At 66.7% G+C, this 18,116-nt stretch carries 16 protein-coding genes; 6 read left to right on the plus strand and 10 right to left on the minus strand.

The genetic code is table 11. The features are described from left to right. Nucleotides 1-61 precede the first annotated feature (61 nt). Both treS and G6N43_RS03255 read left to right on the plus strand, forming a co-directional pair. Complete coding sequence (gene treS / locus G6N43_RS03250; RefSeq protein WP_083156912.1) at nt 62-1,840, plus strand: maltose alpha-D-glucosyltransferase; 1,779 nt, start codon at nt 62-64, stop codon at nt 1,838-1,840. Next, on the plus strand, nt 1,837-3,186 hold the full coding sequence (locus tag G6N43_RS03255; protein ID WP_083156913.1) for a maltokinase N-terminal cap-like domain-containing protein: 1,350 nt from the start codon (nt 1,837-1,839) through the stop codon (nt 3,184-3,186). Before treS ends, G6N43_RS03255 begins: the two co-directional genes overlap by 4 nt. 68 nt (nt 3,187-3,254) lie before the next feature. On the opposite strand, the gene G6N43_RS03260 is transcribed toward G6N43_RS03255, so the two are convergent. Then, the gene (locus G6N43_RS03260) at nt 3,255-3,806 is read right to left on the minus strand and encodes a TetR/AcrR family transcriptional regulator (protein ID WP_083156914.1); all 552 of its coding nucleotides are present in this window, start codon (nt 3,804-3,806) and stop codon (nt 3,255-3,257) included. Nucleotides 3,807-4,140: 334 nt separating this feature from the next. Between G6N43_RS03260 and G6N43_RS03265 the strand changes: the two genes are divergently transcribed. Next, nucleotides 4,141-4,488: a hypothetical protein gene (locus G6N43_RS03265; protein WP_179967961.1), complete on the plus strand. Its 348-nt coding sequence runs from the start codon at nt 4,141-4,143 to the stop codon at nt 4,486-4,488. Here the strand turns inward: G6N43_RS03265 and glgX are convergent, their stop codons facing one another. After that, nucleotides 4,489-6,672: a glycogen debranching protein GlgX gene (gene glgX / locus G6N43_RS03270; RefSeq protein ID WP_083156916.1), complete on the minus strand. Its 2,184-nt coding sequence runs from the start codon at nt 6,670-6,672 to the stop codon at nt 4,489-4,491. A gap of 48 nt (nt 6,673-6,720) precedes the next feature. Between glgX and G6N43_RS03275 the strand changes: the two genes are divergently transcribed. Then, nucleotides 6,721-7,557 (plus strand): enoyl-CoA hydratase/isomerase family protein, encoded by an 837-nt coding sequence (locus tag G6N43_RS03275; RefSeq protein ID WP_083156917.1) that lies wholly within the window; start codon nt 6,721-6,723, stop codon nt 7,555-7,557. Here G6N43_RS03275 and G6N43_RS03280 read toward each other — a convergent pair. From G6N43_RS03280 to G6N43_RS03300, 6 genes are all read right to left on the minus strand, one after another. After that, nucleotides 7,554-8,105, minus strand: coding sequence for a nicotinamidase (locus G6N43_RS03280; protein WP_083156918.1), 552 nt, complete (start codon nt 8,103-8,105; stop codon nt 7,554-7,556). The genes G6N43_RS03275 and G6N43_RS03280 overlap by 4 nt on opposite strands. 10 nt (nt 8,106-8,115) lie before the next feature. After that, nucleotides 8,116-9,408, minus strand: coding sequence for a hypothetical protein (locus tag G6N43_RS03285; RefSeq protein ID WP_083156919.1), 1,293 nt, complete (start codon nt 9,406-9,408; stop codon nt 8,116-8,118). Next, on the minus strand, nt 9,405-9,791 hold the full coding sequence (locus G6N43_RS03290; protein ID WP_083156945.1) for a hypothetical protein: 387 nt from the start codon (nt 9,789-9,791) through the stop codon (nt 9,405-9,407). The genes G6N43_RS03285 and G6N43_RS03290 overlap by 4 nt, the downstream gene beginning before the upstream one ends. A 26-nt stretch (nt 9,792-9,817) precedes the next feature. Next, nucleotides 9,818-9,991 (minus strand): hypothetical protein, encoded by a 174-nt coding sequence (locus G6N43_RS30365; protein WP_165761907.1) that lies wholly within the window; start codon nt 9,989-9,991, stop codon nt 9,818-9,820. Further along, on the minus strand, nt 9,988-11,811 hold the full coding sequence (locus tag G6N43_RS03295) for a hypothetical protein (protein WP_179967962.1): 1,824 nt from the start codon (nt 11,809-11,811) through the stop codon (nt 9,988-9,990). The genes G6N43_RS30365 and G6N43_RS03295 overlap by 4 nt, the downstream gene beginning before the upstream one ends. 99 nt (nt 11,812-11,910) lie before the next feature. Beyond that, nucleotides 11,911-13,089 carry a zinc-dependent alcohol dehydrogenase gene (locus G6N43_RS03300; RefSeq protein ID WP_083156946.1) on the minus strand — a complete coding sequence of 393 codons (1,179 nt, stop codon included), beginning with the start codon at nt 13,087-13,089 and terminating at the stop codon, nt 11,911-11,913. Between the two features lie 19 nt (nt 13,090-13,108). Between G6N43_RS03300 and G6N43_RS03305 the strand changes: the two genes are divergently transcribed. After that, nucleotides 13,109-15,523 (plus strand): alpha/beta hydrolase family protein, encoded by a 2,415-nt coding sequence (locus G6N43_RS03305; RefSeq protein WP_234810277.1) that lies wholly within the window; start codon nt 13,109-13,111, stop codon nt 15,521-15,523. Nucleotide 15,524: 1 nt separating this feature from the next. Here G6N43_RS03305 and G6N43_RS03310 read toward each other — a convergent pair whose 3' ends face one another. Next, nucleotides 15,525-16,919, minus strand: coding sequence for an acyl-CoA dehydrogenase family protein (locus tag G6N43_RS03310; protein ID WP_083156922.1), 1,395 nt, complete (start codon nt 16,917-16,919; stop codon nt 15,525-15,527). A gap of 124 nt (nt 16,920-17,043) precedes the next feature. Then, on the minus strand, nt 17,044-17,343 hold the full coding sequence (locus G6N43_RS03315; RefSeq protein WP_083156923.1) for a hypothetical protein: 300 nt from the start codon (nt 17,341-17,343) through the stop codon (nt 17,044-17,046). Nucleotides 17,344-17,555: 212 nt separating this feature from the next. Here G6N43_RS03315 and G6N43_RS03320 point away from each other — a divergent pair, with 212 nt between their 5' ends. Beyond that, nucleotides 17,556-18,116 carry a hypothetical protein gene (locus G6N43_RS03320; RefSeq protein WP_083156924.1) on the plus strand — a complete coding sequence of 187 codons (561 nt, stop codon included), beginning with the start codon at nt 17,556-17,558 and terminating at the stop codon, nt 18,114-18,116.

The following is an 18,116-nucleotide window of genomic DNA, read 5'->3' on the forward strand; positions in this document are numbered from 1 at the left end:
CTACAATGCCCAGATTTCGGGCGGTTCAACTTCAACGGACATGGGTAGGTTTGAAGACTGTATGGACGTTAGCGACCACGACCCCACGGAAGGCAGCCACGTCGAGGACGGCGTGGTTGAGCATCCGAGCGCCGAAGACTTCGAACATGCGCGGGCGCTGCCCGAGGATCGCACCTGGTTCAAGCACGCCGTCTTCTACGAGGTGCTGGTACGCGCATTCCACGACTCCAACGCCGACGGCATCGGGGACCTGCGCGGGCTGACCGAACGCCTGGACTACCTGAAATGGCTTGGGGTCGATTGCCTTTGGCTTCCGCCCTTCTACGATTCTCCGCTGCGCGACGGAGGCTACGACATCCGCGACTTCTACAAGGTGCTCCCTGAGTTCGGCACCGTTGAGGACTTCGTCGAACTCCTGGACGCAGCGCACCGCCGCGGTATCCGCATCATCACCGACCTGGTCATGAACCACACGTCGGATTCGCACGAGTGGTTCCAGGAATCGCGTCGCAACCCCGACGGCCCCTACGGCGACTTCTACGTCTGGAGCGACACCAGCGAGAAGTACCAGGACGCCCGAATCATCTTCGTCGACACCGAGGAGTCCAACTGGACCTTCGACCCGGTGCGGCGGCAGTTCTACTGGCACCGCTTCTTCTCGCACCAACCCGACCTGAATTACGACAACCCCGCAGTACAGGAGGCGATGCTCGACGTCCTGCGTTTCTGGCTGGACCTCGGCATCGACGGCTTCCGCCTGGACGCCGTCCCGTACCTGTTCGAGCGCGAGGGCACCAACTGCGAGAACTTGCCCGAGACGCACGCCTTCCTCAAGCACTGCCGCAAGGTGATCGACGACGAGTACCCGGGTCGCGTCCTGCTGGCCGAGGCCAACCAGTGGCCCGCCGACGTCGTCGAGTACTTCGGCGACCCCGACACCGGCGGCGACGAATGCCACATGGCGTTCCACTTCCCGCTGATGCCAAGGATTTTCATGGCGGTTCGGCGTGAATCGCGGTTCCCGATCTCCGAGATCCTGGCGCAGACCCCGCCCATCCCCGAGATGGCGCAGTGGGGCATCTTCCTGCGTAACCACGACGAGCTGACGCTCGAGATGGTCACCGACGAAGAGCGCGACTACATGTACGCCGAATACGCCAAAGACCCCCGGATGAAGGCCAACGTCGGCATCCGGCGGCGTCTCGCGCCTTTGCTCGAGAACGACCGCAACCAGATGCAGCTGTTCACGGCACTGCTGCTGTCCCTGCCCGGTTCACCGGTGCTCTACTACGGCGACGAGATCGGGATGGGCGACATCATCTGGCTCGGCGACCGCGACGGCGTGCGCACCCCGATGCAGTGGACCCCCGACCGCAACGCGGGTTTCTCCACCGCCAACCCCGGCCGGCTGTACCTGCCGCCCAACCAGGACCCGATCTACGGCTACCAATCGGTGAACGTCGAGGCACAGCGCGACAGCTCGACGTCGCTGCTGAACTGGACCCGCACGATGCTGGCCGTACGTCGCCGCCACGACGCGTTCGCCGTCGGTACTTTCCGCGAGCTTGGCGGGTCGAATCCGTCGGTATTGACGTACGTTCGCGAGATGGAAAGCGAAGAACAGGGCGGCACCGTGCTGTGCGTCAACAACCTGTCGCGCTTCCCGCAGCCCATCGAGCTGAATCTGCAGCACTGGAACGGGTACACACCCATCGAGATGACCGGGCACGTCGAGTTCCCGCGCATCGGCCAGCTGCCGTACCTGCTCACCCTGCCAGGTCACGGGTTCTACTGGTTCGCACTGCGAGAACCTGAACCGGAACTTGGAGCTACACCGTGAATCTCCCGTTCGACCAATGGTTACCGCTACAACGCTGGTACGCGGGGCGCAGCCGCGAGCTCGCCTCCGCCGAGCCGGCTGTCACCGTCCCGCTGCGCGACGACTTGGACCTCGTCCTGGTCGACGCGTCGTACACCGACGGCTCGTCGGAGCGCTACCAGATCATCGTGCAGTGGAACGACGCCGGACCCATCGAGGAGTACGCCGACGTGGCGACCATCGGTCGCGACGGCGACCGCACCGCCTATGACGCGCTCTACGATCCGACGGCCGGGCAGTACCTGTTGTCGTTGATCGACTCGTCGGCGACCGTCGGCGCGGCCGACGCGATGGTGCGCTTCGAGAAGGAGCCCGACGTCACCCTGCCGCTCGACGTCGCGCCACACATGATGGGCGCTGAGCAGAGCAACACCAGCGTCGTATTCGAGCAGGACGCCGTTCTCAAGATCTTTCGACGCATCACGCCGGGGATAAATCCGGACATCGAGCTCAACCGGGTGCTGGCGCGGGCGGGGAATCCGCATGTGGCACGCCTGCTCGGCTCGTTCGAGACGACGACGTCCGACGGGGACCCCTGTGCGCTCGGCATGGTCACCGAGTTCGCGGCCAACTCCGCCGAGGGTTGGGATATGGCGTTGGCGAGCACGCGCGATCTGTTCGCCGAAGGCGACCTGTACGCCGACGAGGTCGGCGGCGACTTCGCGGGCGAGTCCTTCCGGCTGGGTGAAGCGGTCGCCGCTGTGCACGCGACGCTGGCCGACAGCCTCGAGACATCGATCGTCGCGTTCCCGACCGACACCATGCTCGAGCGGTTGTCGGCGGTCGCGAAGGCGGTGCCCGAACTCGAGGAATTCGTGGAGCTGATCGAGGAGCGCTACCGCAAGCTCGCCGAGGAGAAGATCGTCGTGCAGCGCATCCACGGCGACCTGCATCTCGGCCAGGTGTTGCGCACCCCGGAGTCGTGGCTGCTGATCGACTTCGAGGGCGAGCCCGGCCAACCGCTCGACGAGCGCAGGCAGCCCGACTCGACGCTGCGGGACGTGGCCGGCATGCTGCGGTCCTACGAATACGCGGCATACCAACGGCTGATCGACCATTCGAGTGACTCGCGAGACGAGGATCGTGACCGGCAGCTCGCCGCGCGGGCCCGCGAATGGGTGGACCGCAACGCGGGCTCGTTCTGCGAGGGCTACGCGGAGGTTTCCGGTGCCGACCCGCGCGACGCGGGCGACCTGCTCCTCGCGTACGAGCTCGACAAGGCGGTGTACGAGGCCGGTTACGAGGCCCGGCACCGGCCGAGTTGGCTGCCGATTCCGCTGAAATCGATCGCCCGCATCGTCGGTTGACGGCGACTTCGGCGTGTTAAGTACCGCTGAGCGAGACTAAGCACGCCGAAATCGCAAGAGAAACCGGCCTATCGACGGAGCATGAGGTCCAGGACGCGGCCGTCCAGCGGTGCGGGCGCGTCCTCAACCACCGGCGTCTCGTGCACCAGGCCCATGCCGGTGGCGAACAGCACCGACGAGCGCCAGGCCGCCTCTTCCTCGTCGAATCCGCAATCGAGGAACGCCCGCCGGACTTCGGAGAGCACCCGCTCATCGCTTTGGCGGACGCTGCGATGGATGGTCTCGTCGGTCAGCGCCCACATCCGCATCGCCCGCTCGAGCGCCCAGTGGTCGGGCCGCAGCAGGGACTGGACCATCTCCTCGAGCCGTTCACGGCCCTTGACGTCGCGAAAGCTCTCGATCCGGCGGCGCCATTGGTCGTGCAGGTTGGCCCACGCATCGGCAAGCGCGGTGCGGTATGCGCACATGTCGGCGAAATGCCAGTAGAAGCTGCCCTTGGTGACTTGCAGGCGTTCGCACAGCCGACCGATTTTCAGCGCGCTCGGCCCGCCCTCCGAGAGGAGGGCGAACCCCGCCTGGACCCAGTCGTCGGCCGTCAGCGGGCTGCGCGCCTGCGTCATGGGGGGAGCATACGACGTTGTTTACGCTCGCGAAAATTGAGTCGGCAACGAATCTGCGCGTCTGATCGGCTTCGACCGCCGGAAAAGTATTAGCAACCGCGGCCGCCGGGAGGTGCCGCCGCTCATCGGCTCCTACTCCGGCCCGCCCGGCCGGCGGCACAGAAAACTACTCTGCGCCGACGCAGCGGCCGCGGTTGCTAATAAGACGTGACCGTACCATACGGATCGGTACGGTATGGGGAACTTGGACGGGAAGAATGCTGGCGCGCAACGCTTCTGCGATGTTTCCGTTATTCGCCGCCTTTTCGGTTTAGCCGCGCGGCCCTCGGGCAAGATGGCAGGCATGGCACGCGACGTATCCGACGACAACCCCCTCACGCCCGAGGAGCAGCTCGACTCCGACGAGGTGCGCAACGATGATGGCGACGAGGTGGTCGACCCGCCGGAGAAGTGGATCGAGGCTAAAGAGGACGAGACGCTCGACGAGCGTCTCGCCGACGAGGTCCCCGACATCGGACCCGACGACGTCGACCCCCGCGATGCCGATGACACCGACCGGGAGACCGTCGAGCTCTCCGACGACGCGCTCGACCGCATCGATCCGGAGCGGCACGGCACCGACCGTGGGCAGATCGACGGCACCCCCGAGGACGGCGAGTCGTTCTTCGACGTCGAGCGCTGACTACTTCTCGTCGGCCGGAGCCGACTGCAGCACCAACACCGACCTGGCGTCGACGGACACCTTCGCGGAGGCGTCATAGCGCTCGGCCTCCTCGTCGCCGGCCGCCGCGGTGTTGATCACCGGCACCCACGCGGTACCGAATTGCTCTGCAGGCAGCACGAACTCGATCGGCTCGTAGTGGGCGTTGAAGCACAGCACAAACGAATCGTCGATCACGCGCTGACCGCGCACGTCCAGGTCGGGTATGCCGTGCCCGTTGAGGTACACCGCGATCGACTTGGCGAACCCGGACTCCCAATCTTCGTCGCTCATCTCCGAACCGTCTGGGGCGAACCACGCGATGTCGGGTAGCTTCTCGCCGCCGCGCTGGCGCACCGGGCGGCCGGAGAAGAACCGTCGCCGCCGGAACACCGGGTGTGCGGCGCGCAGCCCAGACACCGACCGGGTGAACTCGATCAGGTCGGAATCGGCACTCGCCCAGTCGATCCAGGACAGCTCGTTGTCCTGGCAGTACACGTTGTTGTTGCCCTGCTGGGTGCGGCCGAGCTCATCGCCGTGGGCGATCATCGGCACACCCTGCGACAGCAGCAGCGTGGTCAGGAAGTTGCGCTGCTGACGGGCGCGCAGCGCGTTGATCTCCGGATCGTCGGTGGGACCCTCGACGCCGCAGTTCCACGACCGGTTGTGGCTCTCGCCGTCGTTGTTGTCCTCGCCGTTCGCCTCGTTGTGTTTCTCGTTGTAGGACACCAGGTCCCGCAGCGTGAAGCCGTCGTGGGCGACGACGAAGTTGATCGAGGCCACCGGTCGGCGCGCGGTGTTCTCGTACAGATCGGCTGAGCCCGTCAGCCGTGACGCGAACTCGTCCAGCGTGGCGGGCTCGCCGCGCCAGTAGTCGCGGACGGTGTCGCGGTACTTACCGTTCCACTCCGTCCACTGCGGCGGGAAGTTGCCGACCTGGTATCCGCCGGGTCCGACGTCCCACGGTTCGGCGATCAGCTTCACCTGGCTGACCGTCGGATCCTGTTGTACGAGTTCGAAGAAGGCCGACAGCCGGTCCACGTCGTAGAACTCGCGGGCCAGTGTGGATGCCAGGTCGAACCGGAAGCCGTCGACGTGCATCTCGGTCACCCAGTACCGCAGCGAGTCCATGATCAGCTGCAGCGTGTGCGGATGGCCGACGTTGAGGCTGTTGCCCGTGCCGGTGTAGTCCATGTAGTACCGCTTGTCATCGTCGACCAGGCGGTAGTACGCGGCGTTGTCGATGCCGCGCATGGACAGCGTCGGCCCGAGGTGGTTGCCCTCCGCGGTGTGGTTGTAGACCACGTCGAGGATGACCTCGATGTCGGCCTCGTGCAGCGCGCGGACCATCGCCTTGAACTCCTGCACGTGCCCACCGGGATTCGGGCTGGAGCTGTACTTCGGATCGGGCGCCAGGAACCCGATTGTGTTGTAGCCCCAGTAGTTCGAGAGACCCTTTTCGATGAGCGTGGAGTCGTTGACGAAGTGGTGCACGGGCATCAGCTCGATGGCGTTGACGCCCAACGACTTCAGATGCTCGATGATCACCGGGTGCGCGACGGCGGCGTAGGTGCCGCGGATCTGCTCGGGGATGTCCGGGTGCGTTTGCGTGAGGCCCTTGACGTGGGCTTCGTAGATGACGGTGTCGGCGTACTCGTGGCCGGGCGGGCGGTCGACGCCCCAGTCGAAGTACGGGTTGATGACGACACACTTGGGCATGCTGGCGGCCGAGTCGTCGTCGTTGCGGCTGTCGGGGTCGCCGAAGTTGTAGCCGAACAGCGACTGGTTCCACTCGAAGGTGCCCTCGATGGCCTTGGCGTACGGGTCGAGCAGCAGCTTGTTCGGGTTGCACCGAGCACCCGCGGCGGGGTCGTAGGCACCATGCACCCGGTAGCCGTAGCGCTGGCCGGGTTCGATGTTGGGCACGAACGCGTGCCAGACGAAGCCGTCGACCTCGGGCAGGGTCAGCCGGGTCTCGGTGAGGTTGCCGGAGCCGTCGTCGTCGAACAGGCACAGTTCCACCCGTTCGGCGGCCTCGCTGAACAGCGCGAAGTTGGTGCCGGTGCCGTCATAGGTCGCACCCAGCGGGTAGGCCTTACCCGGCCAGACCTCAAACTGGGCGTTGACCTGCGGGTTTGCGGCTTGAGTCAAGGTTGCGGCTCCCATAAATATCGACACGGACGACACGGATGCGCACGAAGGCGACGTTAGGGAATGCCCAATGCGACAGCATTGCAACCAATGAGTTCCTCACTCGAATACCGGACGTTGCTGCTGACCATCGATGGCGGCGTGGCAACCATCACGCTGAACCGGCCGAAGCAGCGCAATGCCGTCGGCGATGGGATGCGCGACGAGCTCGCGGACGCCTACCGCACCTGCGAGCGCGACGACGAGGTCCGGGTCATCGTGCTGACGGGCACGCCACCCGCTTTCTGTGCGGGCGCCGACCTCGGCGAGGGTGAGGACACGTTCGCCGCGCCGGGGTCCGGGTTCACCGCGGCCGGTATCGACGTGCCCGCCTGGACGCTGTCCAAACCGGTGATCGCCGCGGTCAACGGCCACGCCATCGGGTTGGGTCTGACGCTGGCGTTGCAGTGCGACATCCGGTTCTTCGCCGCCGATGCCCGCTACGGCGTCGTCCAGGTGCGTCGCGGCGTCGTCGCCGACGCCTACTCGCACTGGGTGCTGCCGCGTCTGGTCGGGATCGCCAACGCCGCCGAAATCCTGTTGACCGGTGCGACATTCGATGGCCGCCGAGCGGTGGCGCTGGGGCTGGGCAGCCGCATGCTCGACGCGGACGAGGTGCTTCCCGCCGCCATGGAACTGGCGCGCGACATCGCCGAGAACACCGCGCCGATGTCGGTCGCGGCCAGCAAGCGGCTGCTGTGGGATTCGTTCGATCTCGACCGCGCCGCCGTGGGCCGTCGCGAAACCGACATCCACCTCGCGCTCATGGGTCACGACGACGCGAAGGAGGGTGTGCGCGCCCATCTGGCCGGGCGTCCGCCGAAGTGGACGGGGCGGCCCGCGGACCCCACCCGCGGTTAGGCGACGGCGACGCCGACGGCCCGCAGGTTCTCGACGGCCTTGGCTGTCGACTCCGGCGCGACACCTGCCGTCAGGTCGAGCAGCACCCTGGTCTTGAAGCCGACCTTCGCGGCGTCGAGGGCCGTCGCCTGGACGCAGTAGTCCGTCGCGATGCCGACGATGTCGACCTCGTCGACGCCCCGCCGACGCAGCCAGTCCGCCAGCGGGGTGCCGTCGTCGTCGACTCCCTCGAAACTGCTGTAGGCGGCCGAGTACTTGCCCTTGTGGAAGACGGCCTCCACCGCGGTGGTGTCGAGATCCGGATGGAAGTCGGCCCCTGGTGTCCCCGCCACGCAGTGGCGCGGCCACGACACCGCGTAGTCCGGGTGGTCGGAGAAGTGTTCACCGGGATCGATGTGGAAGTCCTTGGTGGCGACCACGTGTGTGTACCCGTGGTCGCCGTGCAGCAACTCACTGATGCGGCTGGCGACCTCGGCGCCGCGACGGACCTCCAGCGAACCGCCGTCGCAGAAGTCGTTCTGAACGTCGGTGATGATCAACGCCCGCATGAGTAGAAATTTACCCGCCGAACAACAGGTACAGCCCGGTGAATGTGTAACCGACCATCACCAGCATCATCGCGAGCTGTCCCGTCAGCTGGTGCGGCTTGGGCAGCAGGCGCAGCGCGCGGTCGTGCGCGGCGACGACCCCAGCGATGTGACCGGCCACCACGCAGCCCACCTTGATGCTCGCGAGCAGCGAAGGGTGAAGGGACAGAAAGTAGTTCACGTCGGCGTCCAGGCCGACAAGCAGGTAGACCGTCTGCTGCCCTCGTTCGATCAGGTAGGTCAGGTAGTGGGCGAACACATAGCCGACGACGATCGGGATGAGCGAGTGCGCCATCTGCCCGGGCAGCCGGCGGCGCTGCTCTGAATCGACCCCCCCGGTCGCCCTGGCCGCCAGCCAGAACGTGCCCGCGACCACGCTGGCGAACAGTGCCAGGCCCGCAGTGTTGATCAGGGTGGCGGTCGCGGCGGACCCGGCGGTCTGCTCGACGAAGGTGCGCCACTGCGGCCGCGCTGAGAAGCTGTCGAAGGCCGTCGACCCCAGCAGCACCGACAGCACCACGACGATGCCCGGCCGCACCGGCAGCGATGGCAGATGGTCGAACGGGTTGCCGATCGCGATGCGGCCGCCACGGTTGCGCCGAAGCGCCGACAGCCGCGACACCACGATGCTGTACACCTCGAACGGGTCGGCTCGGGCACACCACCGCGTACCGCAGCACAGCGCGCCCGCGAGGGTCACGGCCAGGTAGATCAGCAGCCAAAGCCGTATCGCGGCAAGCGAACCCGGATCGGGGCTGGCGAGCTCGAGCCACACGAATGCGAACAGGCCCAGCGCCGCCGGCCAGTAACCCAGGGCTTCCGGATATCCGCGTAGCGATCGGCCGCCGAGCAACCGATGTACCGTGCGCACCGGCGACAGCACGCGCCACACCGGTCCCAGCAGCAGCGACGCCGCCACCAGGCCGACCCACAGCAGCACGTAGAACACGCCTGGCAGCGGATTGTCGGCGTCCTGCGGACCGAAGAACGCGGCCAGACCCACCCACACCGCGAGAGCCAGGCCGAGGAGGCCGACCGCCCAGCGGGTGACCGGCGCATCGACAGCTGTGGTGACCCACGCGGGCAGTTCGCGGCCGGGCTTGTCCGGATCGAATTTCGGTGTGCGCCAGGCCAGGGCGACAACGGCGAACGTGAATGTGAGCGCCCAGGCCGCGCCGATGACTGCGTAAGTGAACGGAATCGGAAGGTCGGTCGAACCGCCCAGGCCATGGGCGAGGACGGCGATCGACCGGTCCGCGGTCACCGGACGGTGATGGTGGCGATGGTCTTCTTCAGCTGGTGCAACTCCACGTCGACCTTTCCGGGCACATTCACGCTGAACTGGAACGCCTGGCCCGCCTTGGGCTCGATCTTGAACGTGTGCTCCGGGTTCGAGTGCACATGGAGCTCATCGGCGACGTCGCTGTTGACGCGAATGATGATCGGCTGATCGAGCGTGGCCTCCAACTGCTCGTTGACAGGCGTCACGTTTCCGCCCTCGATCGTGACGTCGACGACGATCCGGGCGGGTGGCGCCTGCTGGTCGGCCATTTCCGACGGGTTGACCGCCGTCGCCGACGGGCCGGCGTCGGTGGGCTCCTCGCCCTCGTTGCCGCCGCAGCCGGCGGCGAGCAGCGCAGCGGTCATCAGCACGGAGAGAATGGTTGTTTTCCTCACGGTGCACCATCTTTGCGTGCCGGGCCAGAGCTTTCACCGTGAGGCTCGTCGCCTTTCTTACGGTCGCGCATGGCGATGTAGATGACGACGCCGACCACTACGAACGCCGGGGCGAATGCCGGTATGGCGAGCAGCACCGAGTGGTGGGCGAGGACGACAACGTCGTTCATGCCTGCACTGACGGTTGCAGTTCAGTCTTACTGGCTGTCGGCTCGCCGCGGTTGAGCCGGCCTGCTCCCCACGAGAGACCCGCGATCAGGATCAGCGTGCAGGTCAGCACGACCAGGCAACCGATCAACCACAACACCTCGGGGGTGTCCGGGCTGCGCTCGCGCTGCAGAATGGTGATCTCAGCGACGAACGGCCGCGTCATCGTCGCCTCGGCCGGCACTTCTTCGGCGCCGATTCCCGGATCACCCGCCAGATAGATCGGCACGGCGGTCAGCGTCTTGTGGTCGTGTACACGCAACAGCGTCTTCCACGAACCCGACGCCGGCATGGGTTGCGTCGACCGGAAGTGCCCCGGACCGACCTGCTGCAGGTGGTCGATGAAGATGCCGCGCTGGTTGGCGAGTCCGCCCTGCCAGCTGAGCACCGACACCCAATTGGGGTCGTCGCTGATCAGGTTGGCAGGAGTGATCCGCACGTCAGCGGTCACGTGTCGCTCACCGTTGACGGCGGGAGCTTCGGTGAGAGTGATTGTGGCGTTGGCGCTTTCAGGCACGGTGTAGCGCAGCCCGTTGGCGGTTGCCCCGCCGATCGCCAACACGGTGAGCACCACCAAGCCGACGCTGACCGCCCGTCGGGGCAGCTTCTGGTCGGTCAGCACCATGCCGATCATCGCCCCGCAGGTACCGGTGAGGATGGTGGTCGGGACGGCCATCGCCAGGGCTTCGGGCCACATGCTGGTCGGCCACGGATAGGCGTAGACGGCGTCGATCCAGAGCGACTCGAGCCACAGACCGACGGTGGAGACGCCGAGACCGCTGACGGCGCCGAACAGGATCGGTCGTTTCAGAAGCGGTGTCAGCGCGATCAATTCGATGACGATCGCCGGCCCGAGGTACAGCGCGAACCAGTTGATCGGCGCGCCGAGCACCGGGCCGACCAGCAGCGCGACGCCGCCGCGCAATCCGATCGCGAGCAGCGCGGCGATGACGGCCGCGCCGCGGCCCAACTTGATTCGTGCGGCGACGAGGCCGAACGCCCCCGCGGTCGCGATCAGCATCGGTTCGAACACCTGACGGAATTGCGGTACGCCGAAGTCGAATTCGATCTGGAAGACCGACATGCCGATGACGATGCCGGCGAACGCCAGGTACTGGATGAACTTGAGACCCGGTCCGTCCTTAGGCGCGTTCTCACCTGCGGCCTTGCGTCCCTCGTGCTCGAGGAACAGCGCGGTCAGTGTCGAGAAGCCGGCGCCGCCGATCATCATCAGGTGAGTAGGTCCCCAGAGTGTGACGTCCTGGCCGAAGATGCGGTGCCAGATGTCGTCGAGCGGGAAACCCGTCAGCGCGTACAGCCCGCAGCCGGCCATGAGCAGCCCGCCGACGGGGACATACCAGTCGCGCGTGATCCGGACGGCATACGGACCGGGCTTCTCGTAGGGCAGCACGCACGCGAGGCAGCCGGCGACGAACAACAGAAACAGGCCGAACAGAATGTAGTAGTGCGCGGGGTTGGCCAGCGGTCCCGGATCGCGGCCCTTGCCGATGTGCAGGCTGACGTCCCAGATGAAGCCGAACAGCGCCGCGATGATCGTCGTGATGAACAGCGCGATCGGGAGCGCCACCCACGGCGGGCGCTTGAACCGGCGGCCCGCCCACTCGGCGAGGTTGTTCAACCACGTGATGCGGCGCGTGCGGTGCAGGAATCCGATCCAGAGCAGCAGGATCGCGACGACCATGGCAACGGCCGACATGCCGATGACCTCACCGAGTGCGGCACCGCCCCCCTCGTTGCCCTGAGCAAGAAACTCCATTGTCATCCCACCCGTCGATTCCATTGAACTTGCCCGCGGGTAATGATTGCCAGAAGTGCGCGACCTGAAACCACGGGTATCACCTGCCTGCGTCGTGGCTGGTCATCAGGGGGTCAGGACCACCTTCACCATGCCGTCCTGCTTCTTCTGGAACGTCTCGTAGGCATCGGGTGCGGCCGATAAAGGCAACCGGTGGGTGGCGAACTGCTCCACACCGAGCGGGTCGTCGTCGGTGAGCAGCGGCATGATGTCCGGTATCCACTTCTTGACGTTGGCCTGCCCCATGCGCAGCTGAATCTGCTTGTCGAACAACGTCATCAGATTCACCGGGCTGGCGGCGCCGCCGTACACACCCGACAGCGAGATCGTGCCGCCGCGCCGCACCAGCGCGATCGCCATGTTGAACGCCGCGAGGCGATCGACACCGGCGTGCTTCATCACGACGCGTCCGACCGGCGACGGCAGGAAGCCGCTGGCGGTCTGCGCCGCCTCGGCCACCGGCGATCCGTGCGCCTCCATGCCGACGGCGTCGATGACCGCATCGGCGCCCCGGCCCCCGGTGTAGCTCTTGACCACCTCTTCGGCGTCCTCGCGTCGCAGATCGACGACCTCCGAGCAGTACTGGCGGACACGGTCCAACCGCTCGGGGACCAGATCGACACCGATCACCGTTGCCTTCTTGCGGTGCGACGCGATGCGGCACGCCATCGAACCGATGGGGCCCAGGCCGAGCACCACGAGCGTGCCGCCCTCGGGCACATCGGCGTACTCGACGGCCTGCCACGCGGTGGGCAGGACATCGGAGAGATACACATAGCGTTCGTCTGGTGCGTCGTCGGGCACCTTGATGTGGGTGTACTGCGCCTGCGGGACCCGCAGGTATTCGGCCTGCCCGCCTGCGACTTCGCCGTAGAGGGTCGAATAGCCGAACAGCGCCGCACCCGTGCCCTGATCGCGGTTCTGAGTCGTCTCGCACTGGCTCTGCAGGCCGTGGTCGCACATGAAGCACTGCCCGCAGCTGATGTTGAACGGGATCACGATGCGGTCGCCGGCGGCGAGGTTGTCGACATCGCGGCCGACTTCTTCGACCACTCCCATCGCCTCGTGCCCGAGGATGTCGCCGGGGTTCATGAATGCGCCGAGTACTTCGTAGAGGTGCAGATCGGACCCGCAGATGTTCGTGCTCGTGACCCGGATGATCGCGTCGTTGGGTTCCTTGATCACCGGATCGGGCACCGTATCGACGGAAACCTTCCGCCGTCCCTGCCACGTGACTGCTCGCATCGCATCCTCCTGGAGATTGATGAGCCTCTTGTGGCGTGCCCGCTGGAACATCTGCCAAACCTCGCGCGACCATGAAGAGATGGCCGAGGCCGGCACCGTCGTCGAACTCCGGGTGCACGGCGTATCCGGAACACCGCCCGAGGCGCTGCTGGGCTGCCCCGCCGAATTCCTTGAACTGCAGGCGGGCGACAAGTCGGCCGGCTTCTACCGCAGGCAGCCGTGGATCGACGACGCCCAGCGCACCGAGGGTGGATCGGCATGGCGTCGCGTGGTCGAGGCGTACTCGTGGGGCGGCCTGACGTCCGGACGCGCGAGCCGCGCGGTCTGGCTGCTTTTCCTGCCCTTCATCTTCATCAACCTCGCGCACTGGATGCTGCCGCCCGTCGCCGCGCAGCGCCGTGCCGCGTCTGTCGCGGTGGGGCTGCTGAGGTTGATCGCACTGTCGTTCACCCTGACGCTGATGCTGGCGACCGCTGTGGCGGTCATGGACGTGACGGTGTGGCAGTGCGTCGCCCTACCGCAGTGCGCGGCGCAGTGGGGCCCGCTGTCGTGGCTCGCGACGCTGCCGCGAGGGACACAGGTGGCGCTGAGCGCCCTCCCGCTGGTCCTGGTGATCATCGCGTTGTGGCGGCTCGGCAGGGAGAACACGAGAGAGGTTGGCAGGCCGCCGAATCCGGTGGTGACAGCCGACGAGGTGCCGCTCGAATCGGACACGTTCTGGTGCATCGATCCGTCGGTGCTGCGGCTGCGAGCCTGCCACGTGATGGCATGGACGTCAGGGGTCGCCGCGCTCACACTCGCAGCACCTCTGAGCACCACACCCGCCGCGGTCGGGACGGCCCTGCTGATCGCTAACGGCGTCATCCTCACGATCGCCGTGTTGGCCACGGCCTGGAACCGGGCGACCGCGCGGGGCGGCAGTGGCGCCGACCAGCTGACGCGGCCGCTGCTGCCGCTGCGCTGGATTTCGTTGGGGCTGTTGGTCCTATCGCTGGTGTGGGTGGCGATCACCGATGTCGACTATCCGCATCCGCCGACACACTTTCCGGGGTTGCGCGGGGCGATCTACGTCCTGCTCGGCGTGCAAGTGGCGCTGTTGATCCTGCTGTTCGTGTTCACCGCGTTGTCGATGCGTGGCCAACCGAGGCCGTCCGACCCCGCGTGGCGTCCGACGCTGCGCGGCCTGACGGCGCCGTTCGTCGCGTTGATCGCCTGGCTCATGGGCGGCGCGTTCAGCGTGGGTATCGGCTTGTGGATCGCCCAGGTGCTCGGCGACGCCGTGATCTCCACCGCGGCCGCCAACGCGGCGATCGGCAAGCGGGCCACCACACTGGGGAACACCGCCGCGCCGTTCGCCGACAGGGTCAGGGCGCTGAACGCCGAATCGCCGCTGATCGTCCCACCGCCCTATCTCTGGGTGGCGGTGACCGTCGTGGTGATGATCGTGGTGGTGATCGCCGTGGTGCTCGTGGTGTGGGGCGTGGTCCTGCCGAGAAGGACGACGGCCGCACTGCCCTCGGTGCTCGCCGACTATCCGGGTACCGCGGAGAACGACGCGCGGGCCAGGCAGGTCGCTCGGGCCCGCGCGGTGGCCTCGTTGACCGATATGGGCGTCACGTTGATCGGCGGGGTGGCGCTGGTGGCCGTCGTGGTGATCGCGGCACTGACGGGCTGGTACGTGTCGGAGCGAGGTGGCTTCGAGGCGCTGCCGGGGTATTCGCCGACGATCACCAGGGCGAGCGTCGTTATCACGCTGTCCTTGGCGGTCGGGTTGGTTCTCGTTGCGGTGCAGGCATATCGGGACCGTCAGATGCGCCGGGTGGTGGCCGTGCTCTGGGACGTCATCACGTTCTGGCCGCGCGCGAACCATCCGCTGACGCCGCCGTGCTATGCCGAGCGCACCGTGCCCGAACTGCTGGATCGGCTCAGGGTGCTCGCCGACCAACCCGATACGCGGGTGGTGATCGCGGCGCACAGTCAGGGCACCGTGATCGCGGCGGCGACGTTGTTGCAGTACGACGACGACAGCAGGGCACGGGTGGCGCTGTTGACGTTCGGTTCACCGCTGCGTCGGCTGTACGCGCGAAACTTCCCTGCGTACTTCGGGACCGGCGCGTTGCCGAGAGTGGCTGTGCGACAACGGTCTCGGTGGATCAACCTGTGGGCGTCGTCCGATCCGATCGGGTCGTGGGTGAGCGACAAGACGAACCACACCATGACGGACGCGCTGGTGGATGTCGACTTCCGGGTGCTCGACGTCGAGGCGCTGACCGTGCGGCCCGACGGCACCTATCCGCCGATCTGTGGTCATTCCGGATTCTGGGTGCGACCCGAATTCGCCTCCGCGGTAACGGTATTGGAGGCGGAGATGACACCCGCGGGCACCGAGATGGACACCAGCGCGGCGTCGCCGCCGTCCGAGCAGGTGCTGTAGGTCATTTGCGCGGAGGCTGCAACACCTTCATCGCCAACCGCATGATCGGGGCAGGAATGCGGTCCTTCATCGCGAGCGCGGCGCTGCCGGCCTGGGTACGTGCCGGCGTTCCGCGACCGAACATCCGGTTGAAGGGTCCACCGGTGGGTTCGAGGTCGACGTGCAGGGGCGGCTTACCGGCGGCGGCGCCGAGGGCGTTGGAGATGACGATGCGCTGGATCTCGCTGGTGCCCTCGAAGATGGTGTACAGCTTGGCGTCCCGATACCACTTCTCGACGGGGTGGTCCTTGACGTAGCCCCAGCCGCCCATGGTCTGGATGGCGCGTTCGGTGGTCCGCACCGCGACCTCGCTGGCGGCCAGCTTCGACATCGACCCCTCACCGCGCTCGAACCGGATACCACTGGCGGCCATCCACGAGGCGCGCCAGGTGAGCAGGCGTGCGGCGTCGATGGCGGTGGCGAGATCAGCGAGCGGGAACGCGATGCCCTGGTTGTCGATGATCGGCGCGCCGAACGCTTCGCGCCGGTTGGCGTAGTCGGTGGCGTATTCCAGTGCGGCCCGCGCGATTCCGAGGGCCTGGGCGGCCACCATCGGTCGTGTCTGCTCGAAGGTTCCAAGCGTGGCGGAGCCGGAACGGGTGCCGCCCTCGATCGCCTCGCGCGCCTTGGCGAGTTTGTGCTCGAGCCGCTCCTGTCCGCCGAGAAGGTTGGCCGCAGGGACTCGGACGTCGTTGAACTTGAGCTCGGCGGTGTGCGATGCCCGGCAGCCGAGCTTGTCGAGCTTGCGGACCAGCTCCAAGCCGGGGGTGCCGCCCGGCACGATGAACAGCGCCTGACCCTTGTGCCCGAGCTCCTGGTCGACGACGGCGTTGACGACGTGGACGTTGGCGATGCCGCCGTTGCCGATCCACATCTTGTGGCCGTTGATGATCCAGTCGGCGTCCGGCCCGGAACCGTCGCGGCGGGCGGTGGTCCGGAGATTGCGCACGTCGCTGCCGCCCTCGGGTTCGGAGATGGCCAGGGCGGCGAGTTTGAGATCGCCTGGCGTACCGAAGCATTCCGGTGCCCATTGCAGCATCTGTTCCGGTGACGCCGCCTGGCCGATCGCCGAGAGGGCGAGGGCGGGCATCACCACGGCCAGGCCGATCCCGGCGCAGCCCCAGAACAACTCCTCCATGAACATCGGCAGGGAGAGGCCGGTCGGATCGCCGATGAGGTCGCGGTAGAACAGCGGGCTGTAGAAGCCCTGCGTCGCCGCCTCCTCGAGGACCGGCCACGGAAACTCCTGGCGCTGGTCGTATTCGGCAGCGACCGGCCGGACCACGTTCTCGGCGAACTCGTGTGTGCGGCGTGCCAGGTCGTGCTGCGCCGCGGTCGGGGTGATGTCGAAGCCCATAGGGTCTTCGATTAGCCGCCGACCGGCAAACTGAAACAAATGTTCACGGAAACGGGCAAGCCTCCCGATGCCAAGGGGGAGGCATCGGGAGGCTTGCCGAGGTGAGGGGCTAGTTCAGCTCGCGCTACTTCACGTCGACGTAGACCGTCTTGCTGAGCAGCGTGGTGCTGAGATCCTCACCCGGTGCGCTGCTGTCGGTCCGGCTGAAGGTATGGCCGGGCCGGATCGCGACGACGCTCGCCTGGTCGAGCGGCGTATTACCGATGTGGTTGACGATGACGGTGTAGCCGTGCGCCTGGAGATCGCTGATCGTGTCTTGAGCATTGCCGGGCCCGGACGGCGCGGCCAGAGCCGGTGCGGCCAACCCGAGGAAGGCGGCGGTCAGTGCGCTCGCGGCGACGGTGGCGAATCCAAACTTCTTCATTTTTGGAGCCTTCTTCTTTCTTCCTTTTCGTATTTCGAGCCGTGGCATGATGTCGCGGTTCGCGCTGCAGCTGATCTTGTAAACCAGGAGGTCAGAGATTTAATTCCGATGGCAGAAATTGATTGCCAATTGGCAGGAATTGCGCTGTGGGAGTTGGGAATGGCCCATGTTCGCCGAATGGAATTGGACCGGCCGATGCCACACTGGAGCGGATGAAGCTCGGGGTCCTGCGGCTGCGCCAACGCGACGCGGTGACGTGTGGTCCGTCGGTTGCGTTGATGGCGGGCGCGCTGCTCGATCCGCGCCGGCATGCCGCGTTGGCCGACCCGGTGTCCGGGGCCGCTCTGTTCGACGCCGAACAGCGACGCGTGCACGCCGACGTGAACCGGATCTGGCCGCGGCGGCTCGGCACCACGCCGTGGGGTGTGGCGCGCGCACTCACCGCCGAGGGGGCGACGGCGGGAGTCTGGTATCGCTGGCGGTTGTTCCGGGGCCCTCTGTTCTGGGGCCGTCTCTTCTGGGGCCGCCGCGACAGCCTGAGTGATGTCATAGCCGCCGCGCGGAGCGGACTGCCGGTGGCGATGCTCGTTGGGCGGGTGATCCCACGGCACTGGGTGTTGATCGTCGACGCCTCCGAAGAGACGTTGAGGTGCTACGAACCGTCGTCGGGGGAGGTGCGGTCGGTCGACGTCGCGGCGGTGCGGGAGTCGCGGTTGACCGGCCTGGGCTTCCCGCGACCGTTCGCATTCGTGCTGCCATATTCGAACGTATGA

The sequence above is a fragment of the Mycolicibacterium moriokaense genome (assembly GCF_010726085.1).
Taxonomy (GTDB): domain Bacteria; phylum Actinomycetota; class Actinomycetes; order Mycobacteriales; family Mycobacteriaceae; genus Mycobacterium; species Mycobacterium moriokaense.